This is a genomic window from Rhodococcus oxybenzonivorans, from assembly GCF_003130705.1.
Classification (GTDB): Bacteria; Actinomycetota; Actinomycetes; order Mycobacteriales; family Mycobacteriaceae; genus Rhodococcus_F; species Rhodococcus_F oxybenzonivorans.
Genome location: NZ_CP021355.1, coordinates 39,652 through 53,885 on the forward strand (window position 1 = coordinate 39,652; position 14,234 = coordinate 53,885).

A 14,234-nucleotide genomic window follows, 5' to 3' on the forward strand; every position below is an offset into this window, starting at 1 on the left:
ACCGCGCCCCTACCGCTGCTGGATGTGCCGGGCGACATGCGACTTGCCGACCCCGGACTCGCCGGTCACCAGGACCGGACCCACCGTGCCCGCGATCTCGCCGATGCGGCTTTGCAGCCGGTGGCCAGACTACGGCCGACGATCCGCCCCACGGGCTCGACGGAAGGACCCCGATGCGACGCGGGAGCTACGGCCGTCCGAGGGCGGAAGTGCGCGGAGGAAGCCATCGGACGCAGTTCGAGAATCGCACTGAGCGAATCTCCCGATTCGCCTACCCGACGGGCATGAACCCGCACGTCGATGCCCTCAGCGAAGCGCAGTGGGCCCTCCCATTCCTGCCTGGTGCCCAGGTGGCTGCTGATCCAGTCCCAGATCATCATCTGGTCGGTCGAGTCCATCAGCCGCGACGCCGTCGGAGTCGCGATCACGGTGTCGCGGCCATCGCCACCACCGCGGCGTTGCCGCGCACCCGGAAGGCTTTGCGTTCCTCGAGCGCGGTGCCGATGCCGTTGGTACCCGCGTACTGTTCGGAGAACATGAAACCCGGCGCGACCTGGGCGCGGTCGAGACGCCCGAGCAGGGACCTCACCCCCGTGCGCCGGTCGACGATGGTGGCGTCCTGATCGGCCAACAGAATCGTCACCGGCACATCCGCGAGCTGCTCGGCCAACCGATCCACCACGGGGCGTGCAGCACGGACGAGCTTCGAGTCGGTGCGCGTGTCGTCGACGAACCGCAACCGAGAGCCGTCCGCCGCCGCCCCGATCGCACGGCACCGGCGCCACGACTGCTCGATCTCCGGCCGCAACCCCAATGGAGCACCCTCGTGCGCGTCGATGTCACGATCATCCACCAGCGCGCGGATCCAGTCGGTCACCACACATCACCATCTCGGAACACATCACAGCCAGTAGACCCATCATGTAACCGAGGTCACATCAGTTGTGAGTGTCCCAGACCGCTACACGTCGACGTCCGCGCACCACATTTGCCGCATCCGCGTCTTGTTGAGCTTGCCCACCGACGTCTTGGGGACCTCGTCCACCCGTACGAACATGTCCGGAAGCCAGAATTTCGGCAGGGTCGCCGCCAGATGTGCCCGCAGTCCGTCGTCGGAAACGTCGTCGGTCAGCCGGACCCACGCGACGGGACGTTCCTGCCACGTCTCGTGCGGCACCGCGATGACCGCGGCCTCGAGCACGGCCGGGTGCAGCAGCAGCTTGTTCTCCAGCTCGACGGAGGAGATCCACTCCCCGCCGCTCTTGATGAGGTCCTTGACTCGATCGCGGATCTCGACCTGACCGTCGGGGTGGATCACAGCGACGTCGCCGGTCCGCAACCAACCGTCGTCGAACGCGTCGCCGGCATGGTCGTCGTCGAGGTACGTGCCGGTTACCCAGGGTGAGCGAGATTCGAGCTCACCGGTGGTGAATCCGTTCCACGGCAGACTTCGACCCTCCTCGTCGACGATGCGCACCTGGAACAGCGGCAGGGGCCGCCCCTGGCTCGCCGGGACGTGACCGAAGGTCCCCATCGGCGAGGTCTCGGTCATACCCCACCCGTTGACGGTCGAGACTCCGTGCCCGGCCCACCAGTTCACCAGCCCCGACGGCGGTACCTGACCGCCCAGCCACAGAGTGCGCACGCTCCCAAGGTCGTAGCGGCCGGGATCGGCGTCGAACCGCTCGCGCATGAGCGCGGCAACGGCCGGTGCACCGACGACCACATCCGGGGTCTGCTCCGTCGTGATCCGCAGCAGCTCGGCCGGCGAGGGGTGCGGCCCGGGAAGGACGAGACGGGCGCCCTGCAGCACCCCCGCGTGTGGAACACCCCAGCTGTGGACGTGGGACATCTGCGTGGCCAGCAGATACGAGCGTGACCCCTCGATCGCGACACCACCGGACGCACTGATCGCCAGGGCATGCAGCACGGTGCTGCGGTGGCTGTACACCACTCCCTTAGCTTGTCGTTTAACCTCTGCCGTGGCGTGGGGCAGTTGGTGCTGGTGTTGTTCGGCGTGTCGCAGCGGCATGAGGCGACCACCGCCTGATCATCTTGAAGTTCCTTCCAGAGAACTTTCGAGACGAAGACAGGCGGTGGCCGTGAGTATCAGTGTGCCCGATCGGCGGGCGGTCGGGGAAGAATCGGTCCCCGATCCGCGTGTCGACCTGGTGTCGTTCCGCGAAGAGTTCTACCGGTCCCTGCCGGCCCGAGGTGATGCTTTGTTCGAGTTGACCGATGCGCTGCTGTGTTCCGGCACCGCGGTTCGCACCCTGGTCGAGTTGTCACTGGCCGCCGAGCATCGGCGCGGTCACGGCGCCTTGTACGACGCAATCAACTGCGGCCGAATAGATTACACTCGGCTGCGCCGCGCCCTCGGCGGGCTGACAATCCCGCGTGATCGCGGCGGCCGGATCGTGTTGGCCGTCGACATCAGTGCCTGGTTGCGCCCGGATGCACCGACGAGTCCGCAGCGGGGGTTCTGCCACGTCTACGGCCGCGGGAAGAATCAGGCACAGCTGATCCCGGGGTGGCCGTACTCGTTCGTCGCCGCCCTCGAGACCGGCCGTACCTCGTGGACGACGGTGCTCGACGCGGTCCGCCTACGCCCCGACGACGACGAAACCGCTGTGACGGCCACCCAGGTGCGTGAAGTGATCACGCGGTTGCGCGACGCCGGGCACCACCGCGACGGCGACCCGGACATTCTGCTGGTGTTCGACGCCGGGTACGAGCTGGCCCGGCTGGCGTTCGTGCTCGCCGATCTCCCGGTGCAGGTGCTGGGTCGGATGCGTTCGGACCGGGTGCTGTGCTTCCCGGCGCCGCCACCGGGCCGTACCGGGCGCCCACCCCGGCACGGTTCCGACTTCAAATTCGCCGACCCCCAGACCTGGCCCGAACCCGAGACCACCACCAGCACCGACACCGATCGCTACGGAACAGCCACCGCTGCGGCGTGGAATCGGTTGCACCCGAGGCTCGTCCATCGTGGCTCGTGGGCGGACCACCCGGGACCGCCACCGATCGTCGAAGGCACGGTGATCCGGCTGACGGTCGATCACCTGCCCGGGGACCGGCATCCCAAACCGGTGTGGCTCTGGTACTCACATCCTGGTGCGGGAACCGCCGATATCGACCGATTGTGGCAGATGTTTCTGCGGCGCTTCGACCTCGAACACACCTTCCGTTTCTTCAAGCAGACGTTGGGGTGGACCGCCCCCGAAGCTCCGCAGTCCCGAGGCGGCCGACCGCTGGACCTGGATCGTGCTGGTGGCCTACGCCCAACTCCGGCTCGCCCGTCCTCTGGCCGAGGACCTACGCCGCCCGTGGGAACGACCCGTCCCACCAACACGATTGACGCCGGCACAGGTTCGTCGAGGGTTTTCGCGCACCCGCGCGACGATGCCTGTTCCGGCCAGTGCACCGAAACCCAGTCGACCCGGACCCGGACGCCCACCCGGATCGAAAAACACCCACCGCGCACCGCATCACCACGTGGGCAAACGCGCCGAAACCAAAGCTAGAAAACCCGTCGGGGGCCGCCTGCCCAGGTTAAAGATCAAGCTAAGAAACATGGCCCAAGTGGATCACCGAGGATGCCCTATGGCCCGGTCTGCCGGGCCGCCTCAGAAGTGCCTGCACGGCCACGGTGCCGCCGATTCCTCCGGCGAGCAACCCCAGCAGCAGTGCCACGTTGGTGTACATGTCAACCTCCCTTCGGGTGTGGTGATGGTCGGACACTGTTTCGGCGGGCTTGACCCCGTGCTCACGTACGCATAGTCAGATGACGGGCGGAGCCGTCTCTACTTCGTTGTACCCGCTGTCGTCACGGATGCCTCTGCAAAAGAGGGCGGGCGTCGGCGCGACTTAGCTTCGCGAGCGTCGGCGTTGGACCGCAGGGGGTTGCCTGTCTTGGCCACACGATGTCCGACAAGAGTCAGTATCGGTCGTGGAATCCCGAGACCCTTCACCGGCATGCCTGTCACATAGCCTTCCGTGAAGAGATAGTTCGCGGCGTCGTACACCTCGTCGTCGCTGAGCGCCGACGCGGCCCACCCGACTTCTCCTCCGATGGCATCCGCGTCCAAGATCGGGCTGCGATAACCCTCCGTTGTCTTTGCAAGAAGCCAACGCAGGACAGCGTCACGAACCGCCCACTGACGATCGGTAGCTGCACTCACATTTCAGTCCTCCGGTAGATGCCGTTGATGCCTCCATGCACCATAGCCGTCGGCAAGGAATAGACAAGTATCGAACTATTCTGCGCGTCTTAGGATTTCAGAACAGCCCCGGTCGATGCCGCAAGCTCGTCGGCGCGGGCGCGACTGAGGCGCAGGGCATCTCGCGCGGCAAACAGACCCGTGACAACGTTCTAGCCGATCCCGTCGTCACCATCGACGCACTCCGAACCGGCCCTTTTGCGCGTGACTCGGTAGACGTGCCCTTCCCCGAATATACCACTGAACTGGACTTATTTCTTTATTTGGGTATGGTCGAGGTCAGTTCGCGGTTGCCGATTCGGAAAGGACCGACAATGGCCGACAAGTCCGCCGTCAAGAGTTCAAAACAGTCTGCACGTGCTCTCAAGGAGCGCCGGGCGGAGAAGAGAGCGAAGGCCCTCGAATCGACTCAGTTCATTCGAAAGCGTAAGAGCTGACGTCATCCTGGAGCATCGCCACCTACCTGCCATCCTCGTCACTGCCTGAGGGTTGGAATGTCGCACCCGACGCTCGGCCAAGAGAAAAGCCGACTCGCCCCATCACGGACTAGCAAATTTCGGGTTCCAGCTACGTGGGGTGAGGACCTCGCCGGGCTTCCCTCCTTTCCGCTCATAAACAGAATCGGAAAAGGCTCACGGAGCGCTGAAGAGTGTTCTGGAAACACGGCGAATGTCATCGGCCTGCATCCGCGTGAGACCTAACGGGGGGCCAACTTCCGGCGCAGTTTAGTGCTGGGTGCCGGATCGACTGAAACGAGTGGTGACGATGCGAGTGTTGAACGTGATGCAGCGACCGGTTCGAGTGGTGCGCCAATCCGACAGTATGCGCACGGCCGCAGTGCTACTGGCCGAGTACGGGTTCGCGGCGGTGCCGGTGGTCGACGACCACGACCGGTTGGTCGGGATGTTGAACAGCGGAGACGTGTTGCGGGCCGGACAAACGTGCTCGGAGACGGTGGGCGAGGTGATGACTGCACCCGCCGTCGCTGCGCCGATGTACCACTATTTGGCCGATGTGAGCCAGATGCTGCTTCAGCAGGGACTACGCAGTCTACCGGTCGTGGATATCGACGGGCGGGTAGTGGGCATCCTCAGCCGCAGTGACGTGGTGCGGTTGATGCTCAAACCGGACGAGACGATCGCCGTGGGCGCGCAACGCTGCCTCGACGACTATACCGGGGACGGACGCTGGCGCGTGACGGTCGAGGAGGGCCGCGTCACCCTCGCAGGCCCCTTCGCAGACGAATCCGAACGCCGCATCGCGATCGCGTTGAGCAAGACCGTACCGGGCACCCGCACAGTGTCCATTGCCACTGAAGAATAGGTGGTGGTCGATCAGGCACAAGCTGTTGGCAACAGCGCGCCACGGTGATCACTGCACCGCCGCGACTCAGTGCGCGATGAGGGTGTTTCGGCATCGCCCCGACGGCCCGAGTGATCAGTCCGCGGCCACGCCACCTGGCTGTGGCCGAAGGCACTCTGATCGCGTCCCCCGTCGTGACGCTGCGCCGCACGCACGGCCACCCTGCGCCGGTAGCGGCCCGGAGGCCGAGAAAGAGAGAGAAGAGGAATGTACCGATCGCGCACGCCCGCCGCGGCAATCCATCGATCCTTCGCCCACGGCGGATCGATGAGCACGCGCCAGATCAAGGCCCATCTCGAGGTGATGTTCGCCCCCGAGACCGATCACGGCGCCCCGGGAGGAAACGCCGGTTCAGTGCTCGCACACCGGCTCAGCGAGGTTGAGGAGAACACGGTTCCGCTTCTCGCAGGCAGTGCCTGAGAGCGCAGAGCGCCGGACACCCCGCAGCACACGTGAGTACCGAACTCACCGACGGGCACGATCCCCCACCACGCCGACAGCACAATCGGGACAACATCGGCCTGGACGACCACACCAAGGACCCCGACACCGACCTACGAAAACGTCAGGAGCAACCATGACCCCTACCCCCATCACCACCGCCCTCGACGCCGAGCAGCAACGGATCGCCGGCAAGGCACTGCAGGGCACCGTCGTCGACCTGATCGACCTGAGCCTGATCGCCAAACAGGCCCACTGGAATGTCATCGGACCCCACTTCCTGGCGGTCCACCCCTCCCTCGACGAGCTAGCCACCGTCACACGCAATTTCACCGATGAGGCCGCCGAGCGCGCCACCGCGATCGGTGTCAGCCCGGACGGCCGCGGGGCCACCGTGGCCGCGGACGCGGGTACCACGGGATCCGCCGCAGGGTGGACACCCGACACCGAGGTGGTCGAGACGATCGTCGCGAACCTGGCCGCCGTCATCGAGCGGTTCCGGGCTCGCATCGAGTCCACCGAGAAGGCGGACCCGGTCACCCAGGACCTGCTGATCGGCATCACCGCCCGACTCGAGCAACTGCACTGGATGTGGCAGGCCCAGAGCGCACAACCATCTGCCCAGCGCCGTCGACTCGGACAGTTGCTCAGCGGATAGCTCCACCAGACGGTGAGCAAAAGAGGAGGCGGCCGCGCCGAACGATCGGCACCGGCGGTCTCGGCCATCAATGCCATAACGATCGCGTTTGCATGCCGCACTCCAATCGCCCCAGCACGGGAAGCCCGAGTGCGACGACAGTCCATGCCGCCCAATGATCGGTTGCGGGTCATTCCAAGCGGCTGCGCCACAGTGTGTGTGAGAACTCGAACTGGCACGCTTTGTGCCTCGCCGAGAATCGAAGAAAGTGGGCTCCTGGCTGGGTCGGTGATCACCAGATCACCGACCCAACAGGAGCCCACAATCTCATCATCGCCGATTTCGTTGTGCCCGGGGGGACATGGTTGCGCGGTGTACTCGTCGTCGGTCACCGACGCAGAGTGGGCGCCCCTCGAATCGCGATTGCCTGCACCGGTGGCACGGCAGGTCGCGGGAGGCGACCCGAGAAGAATGCCGCCGTGGATAGTGGATGTCACCCTGTACATCGTGCGCGGTGGTACCGCGTGGCGGGAAACCGCTGGTGGAGTTCCGGTCAACCGGGACGGTGTACGCGGTCTTCGCCCGCAAAATACCTGTGCACGAAACTCACCCAGAAACTCATCGCAATGGTCTGCAGATCTGGATTTCGACGAACACCGTCTGCACTCCACAGGACACCGGAATCCACACGATCAAGTGCAGCCTGCGGTACCCGTTCGGCTCTGTCGACGATGCGTGAAAACTCGATCTCGAGCCGTCATCTGACTGACCTTCGGGCCGCCAGGACGATGCCGGGGTCATGCCCACGGTGCTTCCGTGCCTCGCCGAAGCGTCCGACGGTACGAATCGGCCCGGTCCAGGTCGGCGTGGCTGTCACCCGGTGGTGGGGCGACCCCTCGACGCCCCACCGGTGTACGCACGGTCGAACGACCCGGTGAACGCGGCCCGGCGTACCCCCGACGCAGCGCCAACAGGCCGCTCATGGAAAGACCCGAGCGGTCGACGCTCACCGCGGCGGGCACGGTGGGTGTGCTTTCGTCGGTCCGACTCGGTCATGCCACCCCACACGCCATAGGATTCACCCACCGTCAGCGCGTGATCGCGACACCGCACCAGCACGGGGCACACCTGACAAATCTGCCGGGCCCGCGCTCCACGCCGATCGCGAGCGCCGCGCCGTTCGCCGTCGGGGGAGAAGAACACCGACAGATCGGCGCCGCGACACGCGGCACGCACCCGCCACTCACCAGAATCAACGGTGACCGCCACCAAGGGCGGATCCTTCGGGATCGACAACGGCGGATTCCTATCCATTGACACCACCGCCGCCGTCGCGGCGCGGCAGATGCGCTGTTGCACGGGGATGTTGCTCACGGCCACCGCGATCCGCAGACGGCCGCGACAGGACTCGTACAGCTGCGGTGGTGACGCTGACGTGGCTACGGCGCGCCACATCGAGGAGAGCATCGAAGCCGGCGTCATGGCTGCAGGCGCGCTGCTCGGCCAGAACTGCAGCCGCGGCGGACAGCAACTGTGCGTCCGCGGCCTGCGGCGAAGGCCCTCGTCCGGGTACTGCGGAGGTGTCGGTCGGCATGAGAGTCCTTTCGCTACATCGGGCGGTACTGCGATACAGGTGACGTCGGCGCGGTGGGGCGATGTCTCGCGTCTCACTGTTGACGGCCCGGTATCGTCCGTGGCTCCAGCTTCCATGAAGGGACATCCAGAGACCACCGGCCTTTACCTAGTCCTTACCTAGGTAAAGCACGGGTGTCGTGGGTGAGACCGTTGATGGGGTGCTCGGTCTTGTGTCGCGGACCACGCACGGCGGCGTGGCCGATCTGCGACCCGACACCGATACGCGGCGTGTACGCGCGGTTCAATTCGGCGAATGGTGCGGATGACTCTGGCTGTGCAGGGGTAAATCCGATGAGGCCTCCGGCCTCTGTGATAGCTGACACCACTAGCGAACGATCCATCGCACGCCTTTCGCCGAGCGGTGCCTGATTTGACAGTGTTCGTCGCAGTGGTCGACTCCTGCGCGCGGCACCCACTCCGAACGGTGCGATGCACCCCCTGCCGGGTCGATCGGGACGCTCTCGACCCGAGGAAGGAACCGGATTCAGCCTCCGGCCGACAGATCTCAGCCGCGATAGCATGCACCACAGCCATCGACGACGAATGGGCAGCTGAGTCATCCTGCGTCTCTCATACTCTCAAGGTGAGCGTGCGGTGATGCACCAGGATCGAGGTTGATGTGGTCGAGGTTGCGGTGCGCATAGACATCGGGTGTGCGGCGGATCTGGTGCCCGTCGTCGCGGCGAACATCCAGCGGGGCGTAGACCAGGTGTACCGCGCACACCAGGGTGCATCAGCGTCGACGGTGCGGGCAGCTCTCAAACGCAAGTTCGGCAGGGCGATCGGGACAACCGCAATCGAGGACCTCGCCGGATGCATCTCGGACGGGAACACTCCGGTGATCACACCCTCGTCCCCGTGGCGATCGGGCCGGCAGACGAAAGGAGGACCCGAGCGATCCGAACGTCCTGGTCTCCATCACCGCCACTCACAGCCGCAGCCTGCACCGGCGGTCACACGGGACGCCCCCATGCGGCTGCATCCGGAAGACCAATCCAAGAGCGGACTGGCGCCGAGGGTAGTGATCAAACGGTCGTCGGCGACTGGCCACCGCCGAAAACTTCGGGCGCCGGCACCCTCGATATCGTCGCCATAGACGACGTCGCCAGGGATCGGCCTGATCGTGCACCTCGACGTCGTGCAGGGCCCTTTCGACACCACGGCGCCACTCTCCGCGCAAGCCGTGTTCGCCATCCTGGTGGGATCCGCAGTGCCGTGGGTTGACGAAGTCGGCCAGGCATCTGCCCGGGCCCACACGCACCCGGCGGCACGGACATGCGAATGAAAGTGGGCCGGCACGGGATGCGCGGCAGCGCCCGTATCAGACCCACCCCCCATCGCGGGATCGCTCATCCTCTTCCCTTCGCGGCCCCCGGGGGCCCGGCGCCGAGAAGGATTGGTCAGCCGTTGACGTGGAACACCGCACGCCGGCCGCGATCGGCGCCGCGGCGCAACGCGGCCTGGACGGCGGCGGTGCCACCGATTCCGCCGGCGAGGACAAGTAGCAGCAGGGCGACATTGAGGTTCACGGGACAGGTCCTCCTCGGGGCGGGCCAAATGCGGCGGCCGGTGCGGATCGTAATGTGGTGGGGCTCAGTTCACTCGCAGCCCGCGGGGTCGGTACTGATCGACCCGGCACCGGCGAGGATCGACGGAATCCTGTGGTCGGGTCTCACACTCATGATGAACGCCACGAGAAGGCCGCGAAGTCATTGCCGACCGTTACACCCTCACCAGCGAACAACGTGCCCGCCGCCGCGCGAACGGCGACGGGCAGGCGAAACTGTAGCTCGCCCTGCGCACCTTGGCCGATCCTTCCAGCGCCCACGCTACGATATTCGGAGCACCCTGTCATCCAGTAGGACCGCAATGAATTCTGCTATCCTTCCGAAGTTTTCGGTGATGCACCCTGGCCGCCCGGCGCCGACATACGGTCCAGGCCGTACCGATCGCTAACCAATGAAATAGTCGACCGATGGGTCGGTCCTTCGCGACGGAGTGTGCGTACGCGGATACGACACATACCTCGCGGCGCGACCGGACTGGGTAACCTCGTCGGTGCCGGCGTGGTCTGCGCCGACGACGGCGCGGACCGCACAGGTTCCGCGCTCAACCCCGTGCTCACGTACTCATCGTCGAGTGACCGGTCGAGTCATTCTCTCTTTCACTTCACTGCCGCCGTTGTCGCGGATGTCTCTGCGAGCGGTGCCGCCAGACGCCGGCGCACCTTCGCCTCGTGAGCGTCGACCTTGTACCTCAGCGGTTTGCCGGTCTTGGCCACCCGACGTCCCGCGACAGTCAGCATCGGTCGTGGAATCCCGATCCCCATCACCGGCACGCCTGTCACATAGTTCTCCTTGAACAGGAACATCGAGGCGTCGACGACTTCGTCGCGGGTGAGCGGCGAGGCCACCCACCCGACCTCTGATCCGATGGCATCCGCGTCCAGAATCGGGCTGCGATAACCCTCCGTTGTCTTCGCAAGAAGCCAACGCAGAACAGCGTCACGAACCGCCCACTGACGATCGGTAGCTGCACTCACATTTCAGTCCTCCAAATAGATGCCACTAATGCTGCCCTGCACCATAGCCATCGGGAAGAAATAAGCAAGTCCGTGAAATTTCCTGCGCGCCTTGCACCTCGGAAACTCCCGGCGGACGTCGCACGCGACCGGATCGGACGCCACAGGGGGTGAGAGTACCTCGGATCGGGGAACAGCCCGCCGACGCACCAACCGACGCCGTCGTCACGGCCCGCGCATCATCGAACCGCCTCTAATCGGCCGCTGAACTGGACTTATTTCTTTTGTTGGGTATGGTCGAGGTCAGTTCGCGGTTGCCGATTCGGAAAGGACCGACAATGGCTGACAAGTCCGCCGTCAAGAGTTCGAAACAGTCCGCACGAGCCCTCAAGGAGCGCCGGGCGGAGAAGCGAGAGAAGGCGATCGCGTCCATTCTACTCACCCGAAAGCGGAAGAGCTGATGCGACACTGGCGTCAACACCGCACCCCGCCACCCTCCTCGCTGCCTGAGGATCGATGATATTCCCCCGGGAACTCGGCCAACAGCCCTGACCCGCGCCCACATCAGATGTAGCAGCTTCGGAAGAGAACGGCTCGGAGCGTGGAAATATCAGCGACTGCACTCTCTTCCAATTTTCTACAACGGTGAAAGCGGCTCACAAAACCCTGCCGAGTTCAATGGAAGCACACCGCAGTCTTATTGGTCCGCCCCGCGTGTGACCACCCGATCGGGGGGCCAACTTCCGGCCTCTGACACGCCCGTCCCGGCCCCTCCACGGCCGGGACGACGTGTTTCCCAAAGAGTTCAGGGTGAGCGAGACAGGGGCACTCCCACAACATCCGGTGAGATGACCGTCTCCCCTGCCGACCTATGGGGTCGGTGCAGGAGTACCGGATGTGTCGAGAATTGATGGAACAGAAATGAATCGTCCTGGACTCGTTACCCGTCGGCCGAACCAGGCTTCGCTGTCGTCGAGGAGACGCCGGGCACTGTTGCGGGTCATCCTGCTGCCCTTGGACATCGTCGAAAGCGCCGACCCGGTCCCGGTACCCGCGGTCGACGAGGTCGAACCGTTCCTGCCGGCCCGCATCAGCGCCCCCTCCGCCACCGGGGACGATGGACCGCACGCACAGTTGCTGGCGTTCCGGCACATCGTCGATCGCAGCAGTCCGCCGGTTACCTTCGGCCTCGCACTCGATGGACAGCGCGCACCTAACGGCCCGCAACGCCGCTACGTCGGCCCCCCGGCGACGTGCCTGTCACTGTGGGAGGTTCCCGGCAACGGGCTGGTGCTGGCCTGCGAGGAACTCACCCCCGACCGCACCGGCAGCCTGATCGACCGGCACAATGACCCGCTCCGCGGCGGCGGTAGCCCCGAATTCTGGGCCGCTATCGAAGCATTTCTTCGTCCCTTCGGGCTGACGACCGAGGCGAGCCCGATCGACGTCTTCCCGCGGCTGGACACCCGACTGCCCAGATCTGAGGTCTACCGGCCGCTACGCAGCCTGACAATCCACGGCCCTAATTGGACCGGGCGGGACACCCTCGAGGGCCTGATCATCGAGGTCCACACCGACGGGGTCGATACGGTACAGCGACTGGTCGACGAACCGGGCACTACACCCAGCGCAGGGGCCGCGTCCCGCTCCTACCGTGGACTCTTGGGCTGGCACCGGGTCCCGCTGATCGACAGGGCGTCACGTCTCGGATCGGGGATCGCGATTCGCGAGGACGCCCGAGCCCTTGCCGTCGACCTCGGTTCCCCCGCCACCGGTCCCGGCCATCTCGATCGGGGCACCCGTGAGATGGTCTACTGCCTCATCGGCTGGGTCGCCCTCCGCGCACAGCACTCGGCGGACCACCGACGAGTACTGTCGCTCCTGCGCAACCGCCGCCAACTGAGCGAACGCGGCGCCCTCGCGGGCCTCGGCGACATCGCGGCGGCCCGCAGACGGATGATCGAGACACGGCTTCTGCAAACACACCCCGCGGGTGCTCACCGGCCTCCGCGGATCGAATCGACACACCTTCGATCAACGCTGGCGAACCGCACCGCCGACGAGATCGCCGTCCTGCATACCGAACTCGGTAAGCTCTGTGACAGTGCTGAAAGCTGTCTGCTGCCCCACACGCTCGCCTCCGCCCGAGACCGGCGGTCCACGCTCGTATCGGTCGCGGCCGCCGGTGCGCTGTTCGCCACCTCGCTCCACGCGGCCGTCGCGGCATCACCGGAGTACCTCCAGCGCTGGGGGTTCACCGTGGCGGTTACCGCCGCGATCGGCGCTGTCGCCCTACTCGACGTTGGGGCACGTCGTCGCCCCGGCGGGACACTGACGAAACCGACACCGGTCGCGCCGCCGCGGGCCTCGCCCGCCGTGACACCTGTCAGGGACCTCGAACGTCGACGGCGGGAGTCGATCTTCCCCTTCGAGACGCAGGTGTGGCGCACCGCTCCGAGTCGCCGCGGCAAGACGCCCACGTTGCGAGAGTGCCTCGAGGCCAACGACCTTTCCGGCTGCGCACCTTCCAACCCACCGTTGGTGGCGGCAAGTTCGTCGTCCCGTCCAGCACCAAAATGGACCTGACCTTCAGAACAGGCACCCACGCTTGCAGCGTCGAAGTCGAACTTGAACTGTAGGGAACCGCGAACATGAGCGAACTGATGACGCAACTATCGGTCCTCGACCGCGTTGCCGGAGTCCATTGGCGAAGACCCACCCGAATAGGGGCGCTCCGCCATCGACTCGGGCCGGGTAGCGGTGAGGGAAAGGAAATACGATGACCGGAGACACGGCAAAGGTGAATCGGATGGTGACCTTCGCGCTTCGCTGGTTCCCGCATGGCGGCGGCCCGGCGGAGGAGATTATCGCTGTTTTCGGTATGGATACCGGCGAGTTCTTCCGCTGTCTGCACGCGCAGCTGCACCCGAACCCCCCGACTCCGCTTCGGCCGACGATCGTGGAGAAGATGAAGGCAGTGGCACGGCGGCGTCTGTGGCTCGCGGGTTGAGATCCACGGCTCGCGGAACGCTTGGACGCGCTCCGGTTGCATACCGGCAGCTGGCGCTAGTGGGAACGCTGTGCGTGGGGCAGGCACGGCTCCGGGAGTTTTCCACAGGACTGCCGCAGATCATCTGTGGGAATGCAGGCGCGCCGCTTGCCGGTCGACAATAGAGCGTGCCGTGTCCTCGAACCCGTCGGTGATGATCTGCGGGGCCTGCTGGCGAAGAAGGCCGTACAGCGGGACCGCCGCAAACCGTGGGCGACGACGTCACTGCCTCCGGGAGCGCGTGTGGTCACCGAATACGGCTGAACGGGCCGGACGGCTCCCCCAGCTGGAACGACTCGGCTTCGGACTCGTCGGCTACGGCTACACCACCTGCACCGAAAACTCCGGCCCGCTGGCCGGGCAACGCGA

Annotated in this window: 17 protein-coding genes and 2 pseudogenes; 10 read left to right on the forward strand and 9 right to left on the reverse strand. The window is 65.5% G+C overall.

Annotated elements, in window-relative coordinates; translation table 11 throughout:
- Positions 1-9: 9 nt before the first annotated feature.
- The 4 genes from CBI38_RS40685 to CBI38_RS30940 form a co-directional block, all read right to left on the reverse strand.
- On the reverse strand, positions 10-84 hold the full coding sequence (locus tag CBI38_RS40685; RefSeq protein WP_237737289.1) for a sigma 54-interacting transcriptional regulator: 75 nt from the start codon (positions 82-84) through the stop codon (positions 10-12).
- The gene (locus CBI38_RS30930; RefSeq protein ID WP_162603325.1) at positions 66-398 is read right to left on the reverse strand and encodes a hypothetical protein; all 333 of its coding nucleotides are present in this window, start codon (positions 396-398) and stop codon (positions 66-68) included. The genes CBI38_RS40685 and CBI38_RS30930 overlap by 19 nt, the downstream gene beginning before the upstream one ends.
- Positions 399-424: 26 nt before the next feature.
- Complete coding sequence (locus CBI38_RS30935) at positions 425-877, reverse strand: hypothetical protein (RefSeq protein ID WP_162603326.1); 453 nt, start codon at positions 875-877, stop codon at positions 425-427.
- An 84-nt stretch (positions 878-961) separates the two neighbouring features.
- Positions 962-1,954, reverse strand: coding sequence for an AMP-binding protein (locus CBI38_RS30940; protein WP_230990372.1), 993 nt, complete (start codon positions 1,952-1,954; stop codon positions 962-964).
- A 142-nt stretch (positions 1,955-2,096) separates the two neighbouring features.
- Here CBI38_RS30940 and CBI38_RS30945 point away from each other — a divergent pair.
- Positions 2,097-3,504, forward strand: a pseudogene (locus CBI38_RS30945) (NF041680 family putative transposase); the annotation flags it as partial.
- Positions 3,505-3,803: 299 nt separating this feature from the next.
- Here the strand turns inward: CBI38_RS30945 and CBI38_RS30955 are convergent.
- Positions 3,804-4,181, reverse strand: coding sequence for a hypothetical protein (locus CBI38_RS30955; protein ID WP_011599159.1), 378 nt, complete (start codon positions 4,179-4,181; stop codon positions 3,804-3,806).
- Between the two features lie 35 nt (positions 4,182-4,216).
- Here CBI38_RS30955 and CBI38_RS38040 point away from each other — a divergent pair, with 35 nt between their 5' ends.
- From CBI38_RS38040 to CBI38_RS30970, 5 genes are all read left to right on the forward strand, one after another.
- A complete protein-coding gene (locus CBI38_RS38040) occupies positions 4,217-4,657 on the forward strand; it encodes a hypothetical protein (RefSeq protein WP_011599160.1) in 441 nt (146 codons plus the stop codon).
- 328 nt (positions 4,658-4,985) lie between these two features.
- Entirely contained in the window at positions 4,986-5,543 is a 558-nt protein-coding gene (locus CBI38_RS30960) for a CBS domain-containing protein (protein WP_007300345.1), read from the forward strand.
- Positions 5,544-5,849: 306 nt separating this feature from the next.
- The gene (locus CBI38_RS30965; RefSeq protein ID WP_225857940.1) at positions 5,850-6,002 is read left to right on the forward strand and encodes a hypothetical protein; all 153 of its coding nucleotides are present in this window, start codon (positions 5,850-5,852) and stop codon (positions 6,000-6,002) included.
- 32 nt (positions 6,003-6,034) lie between these two features.
- Complete coding sequence (locus CBI38_RS40165; protein WP_257226535.1) at positions 6,035-6,163, forward strand: hypothetical protein; 129 nt, start codon at positions 6,035-6,037, stop codon at positions 6,161-6,163.
- Positions 6,160-6,681, forward strand: coding sequence for a Dps family protein (locus tag CBI38_RS30970; protein WP_007300343.1), 522 nt, complete (start codon positions 6,160-6,162; stop codon positions 6,679-6,681). The genes CBI38_RS40165 and CBI38_RS30970 overlap by 4 nt, the downstream gene beginning before the upstream one ends.
- Before the next feature lie 852 nt (positions 6,682-7,533).
- Here CBI38_RS30970 and CBI38_RS38585 read toward each other — a convergent pair.
- The 4 genes from CBI38_RS38585 to CBI38_RS30990 all read right to left on the reverse strand — a co-directional run bounded on the left by CBI38_RS38585 (position 7,534) and on the right by CBI38_RS30990 (position 10,837).
- Positions 7,534-7,974, reverse strand: coding sequence for a WhiB family transcriptional regulator (locus tag CBI38_RS38585; protein WP_230990373.1), 441 nt, complete (start codon positions 7,972-7,974; stop codon positions 7,534-7,536).
- The gene (locus CBI38_RS38590; protein ID WP_167332392.1) at positions 7,967-8,254 is read right to left on the reverse strand and encodes a hypothetical protein; all 288 of its coding nucleotides are present in this window, start codon (positions 8,252-8,254) and stop codon (positions 7,967-7,969) included. The genes CBI38_RS38585 and CBI38_RS38590 overlap by 8 nt, the downstream gene beginning before the upstream one ends.
- 1,441 nt (positions 8,255-9,695) lie before the next feature.
- Positions 9,696-9,824, reverse strand: coding sequence for a hypothetical protein (locus CBI38_RS40170; RefSeq protein WP_039952787.1), 129 nt, complete (start codon positions 9,822-9,824; stop codon positions 9,696-9,698).
- A gap of 635 nt (positions 9,825-10,459) precedes the next feature.
- Complete coding sequence (locus CBI38_RS30990) at positions 10,460-10,837, reverse strand: hypothetical protein (RefSeq protein WP_011599166.1); 378 nt, start codon at positions 10,835-10,837, stop codon at positions 10,460-10,462.
- Between the two features lie 317 nt (positions 10,838-11,154).
- On the opposite strand from CBI38_RS30990, the gene CBI38_RS40175 reads away from it, so the two are divergent.
- The 4 genes and pseudogenes from CBI38_RS40175 to CBI38_RS39480 form a co-directional block, all read left to right on the forward strand.
- Positions 11,155-11,277: a hypothetical protein gene (locus CBI38_RS40175; protein WP_007300339.1), complete on the forward strand. Its 123-nt coding sequence runs from the start codon at positions 11,155-11,157 to the stop codon at positions 11,275-11,277.
- 460 nt (positions 11,278-11,737) lie between these two features.
- A complete protein-coding gene (locus tag CBI38_RS30995; protein WP_039952786.1) occupies positions 11,738-13,402 on the forward strand; it encodes a hypothetical protein in 1,665 nt (554 codons plus the stop codon).
- A 193-nt stretch (positions 13,403-13,595) separates the two neighbouring features.
- The gene (locus CBI38_RS31005) at positions 13,596-13,826 is read left to right on the forward strand and encodes a hypothetical protein (protein WP_007300337.1); all 231 of its coding nucleotides are present in this window, start codon (positions 13,596-13,598) and stop codon (positions 13,824-13,826) included.
- A gap of 178 nt (positions 13,827-14,004) precedes the next feature.
- A pseudogene (locus CBI38_RS39480) lies at positions 14,005-14,229 on the forward strand (aconitase family protein); the annotation flags it as partial.
- Positions 14,230-14,234 lie beyond the last annotated feature (5 nt).

Excerpts from the sequence above, each read along its gene's own strand:
- CBI38_RS30930 (WP_162603325.1), bottom strand. The coding sequence starts at position 398 with ATGGACTCGACCGACCAGATGATGATCTGGGACTGGATCAGCAGCCAC.
- CBI38_RS38040 (WP_011599160.1), top strand. The coding sequence starts at position 4,217 with ATGCACCATAGCCGTCGGCAAGGAATAGACAAGTATCGAACTATTCTG.
- CBI38_RS30960 (WP_007300345.1), top strand. The coding sequence starts at position 4,986 with ATGCGAGTGTTGAACGTGATGCAGCGACCGGTTCGAGTGGTGCGCCAA.
- CBI38_RS30965 (WP_225857940.1), top strand. The coding sequence starts at position 5,850 with ATGAGCACGCGCCAGATCAAGGCCCATCTCGAGGTGATGTTCGCCCCC.
- CBI38_RS30970 (WP_007300343.1), top strand. The coding sequence starts at position 6,160 with ATGACCCCTACCCCCATCACCACCGCCCTCGACGCCGAGCAGCAACGG.
- CBI38_RS38585 (WP_230990373.1), bottom strand. The coding sequence starts at position 7,974 with ATGGATAGGAATCCGCCGTTGTCGATCCCGAAGGATCCGCCCTTGGTG.
- CBI38_RS38590 (WP_167332392.1), bottom strand. The coding sequence starts at position 8,254 with ATGCCGACCGACACCTCCGCAGTACCCGGACGAGGGCCTTCGCCGCAG.
- CBI38_RS40175 (WP_007300339.1), top strand. The coding sequence starts at position 11,155 with ATGGCTGACAAGTCCGCCGTCAAGAGTTCGAAACAGTCCGCACGAGCC.
- CBI38_RS30995 (WP_039952786.1), top strand. The coding sequence starts at position 11,738 with ATGAATCGTCCTGGACTCGTTACCCGTCGGCCGAACCAGGCTTCGCTG.
- CBI38_RS31005 (WP_007300337.1), top strand. The coding sequence starts at position 13,596 with ATGACCGGAGACACGGCAAAGGTGAATCGGATGGTGACCTTCGCGCTT.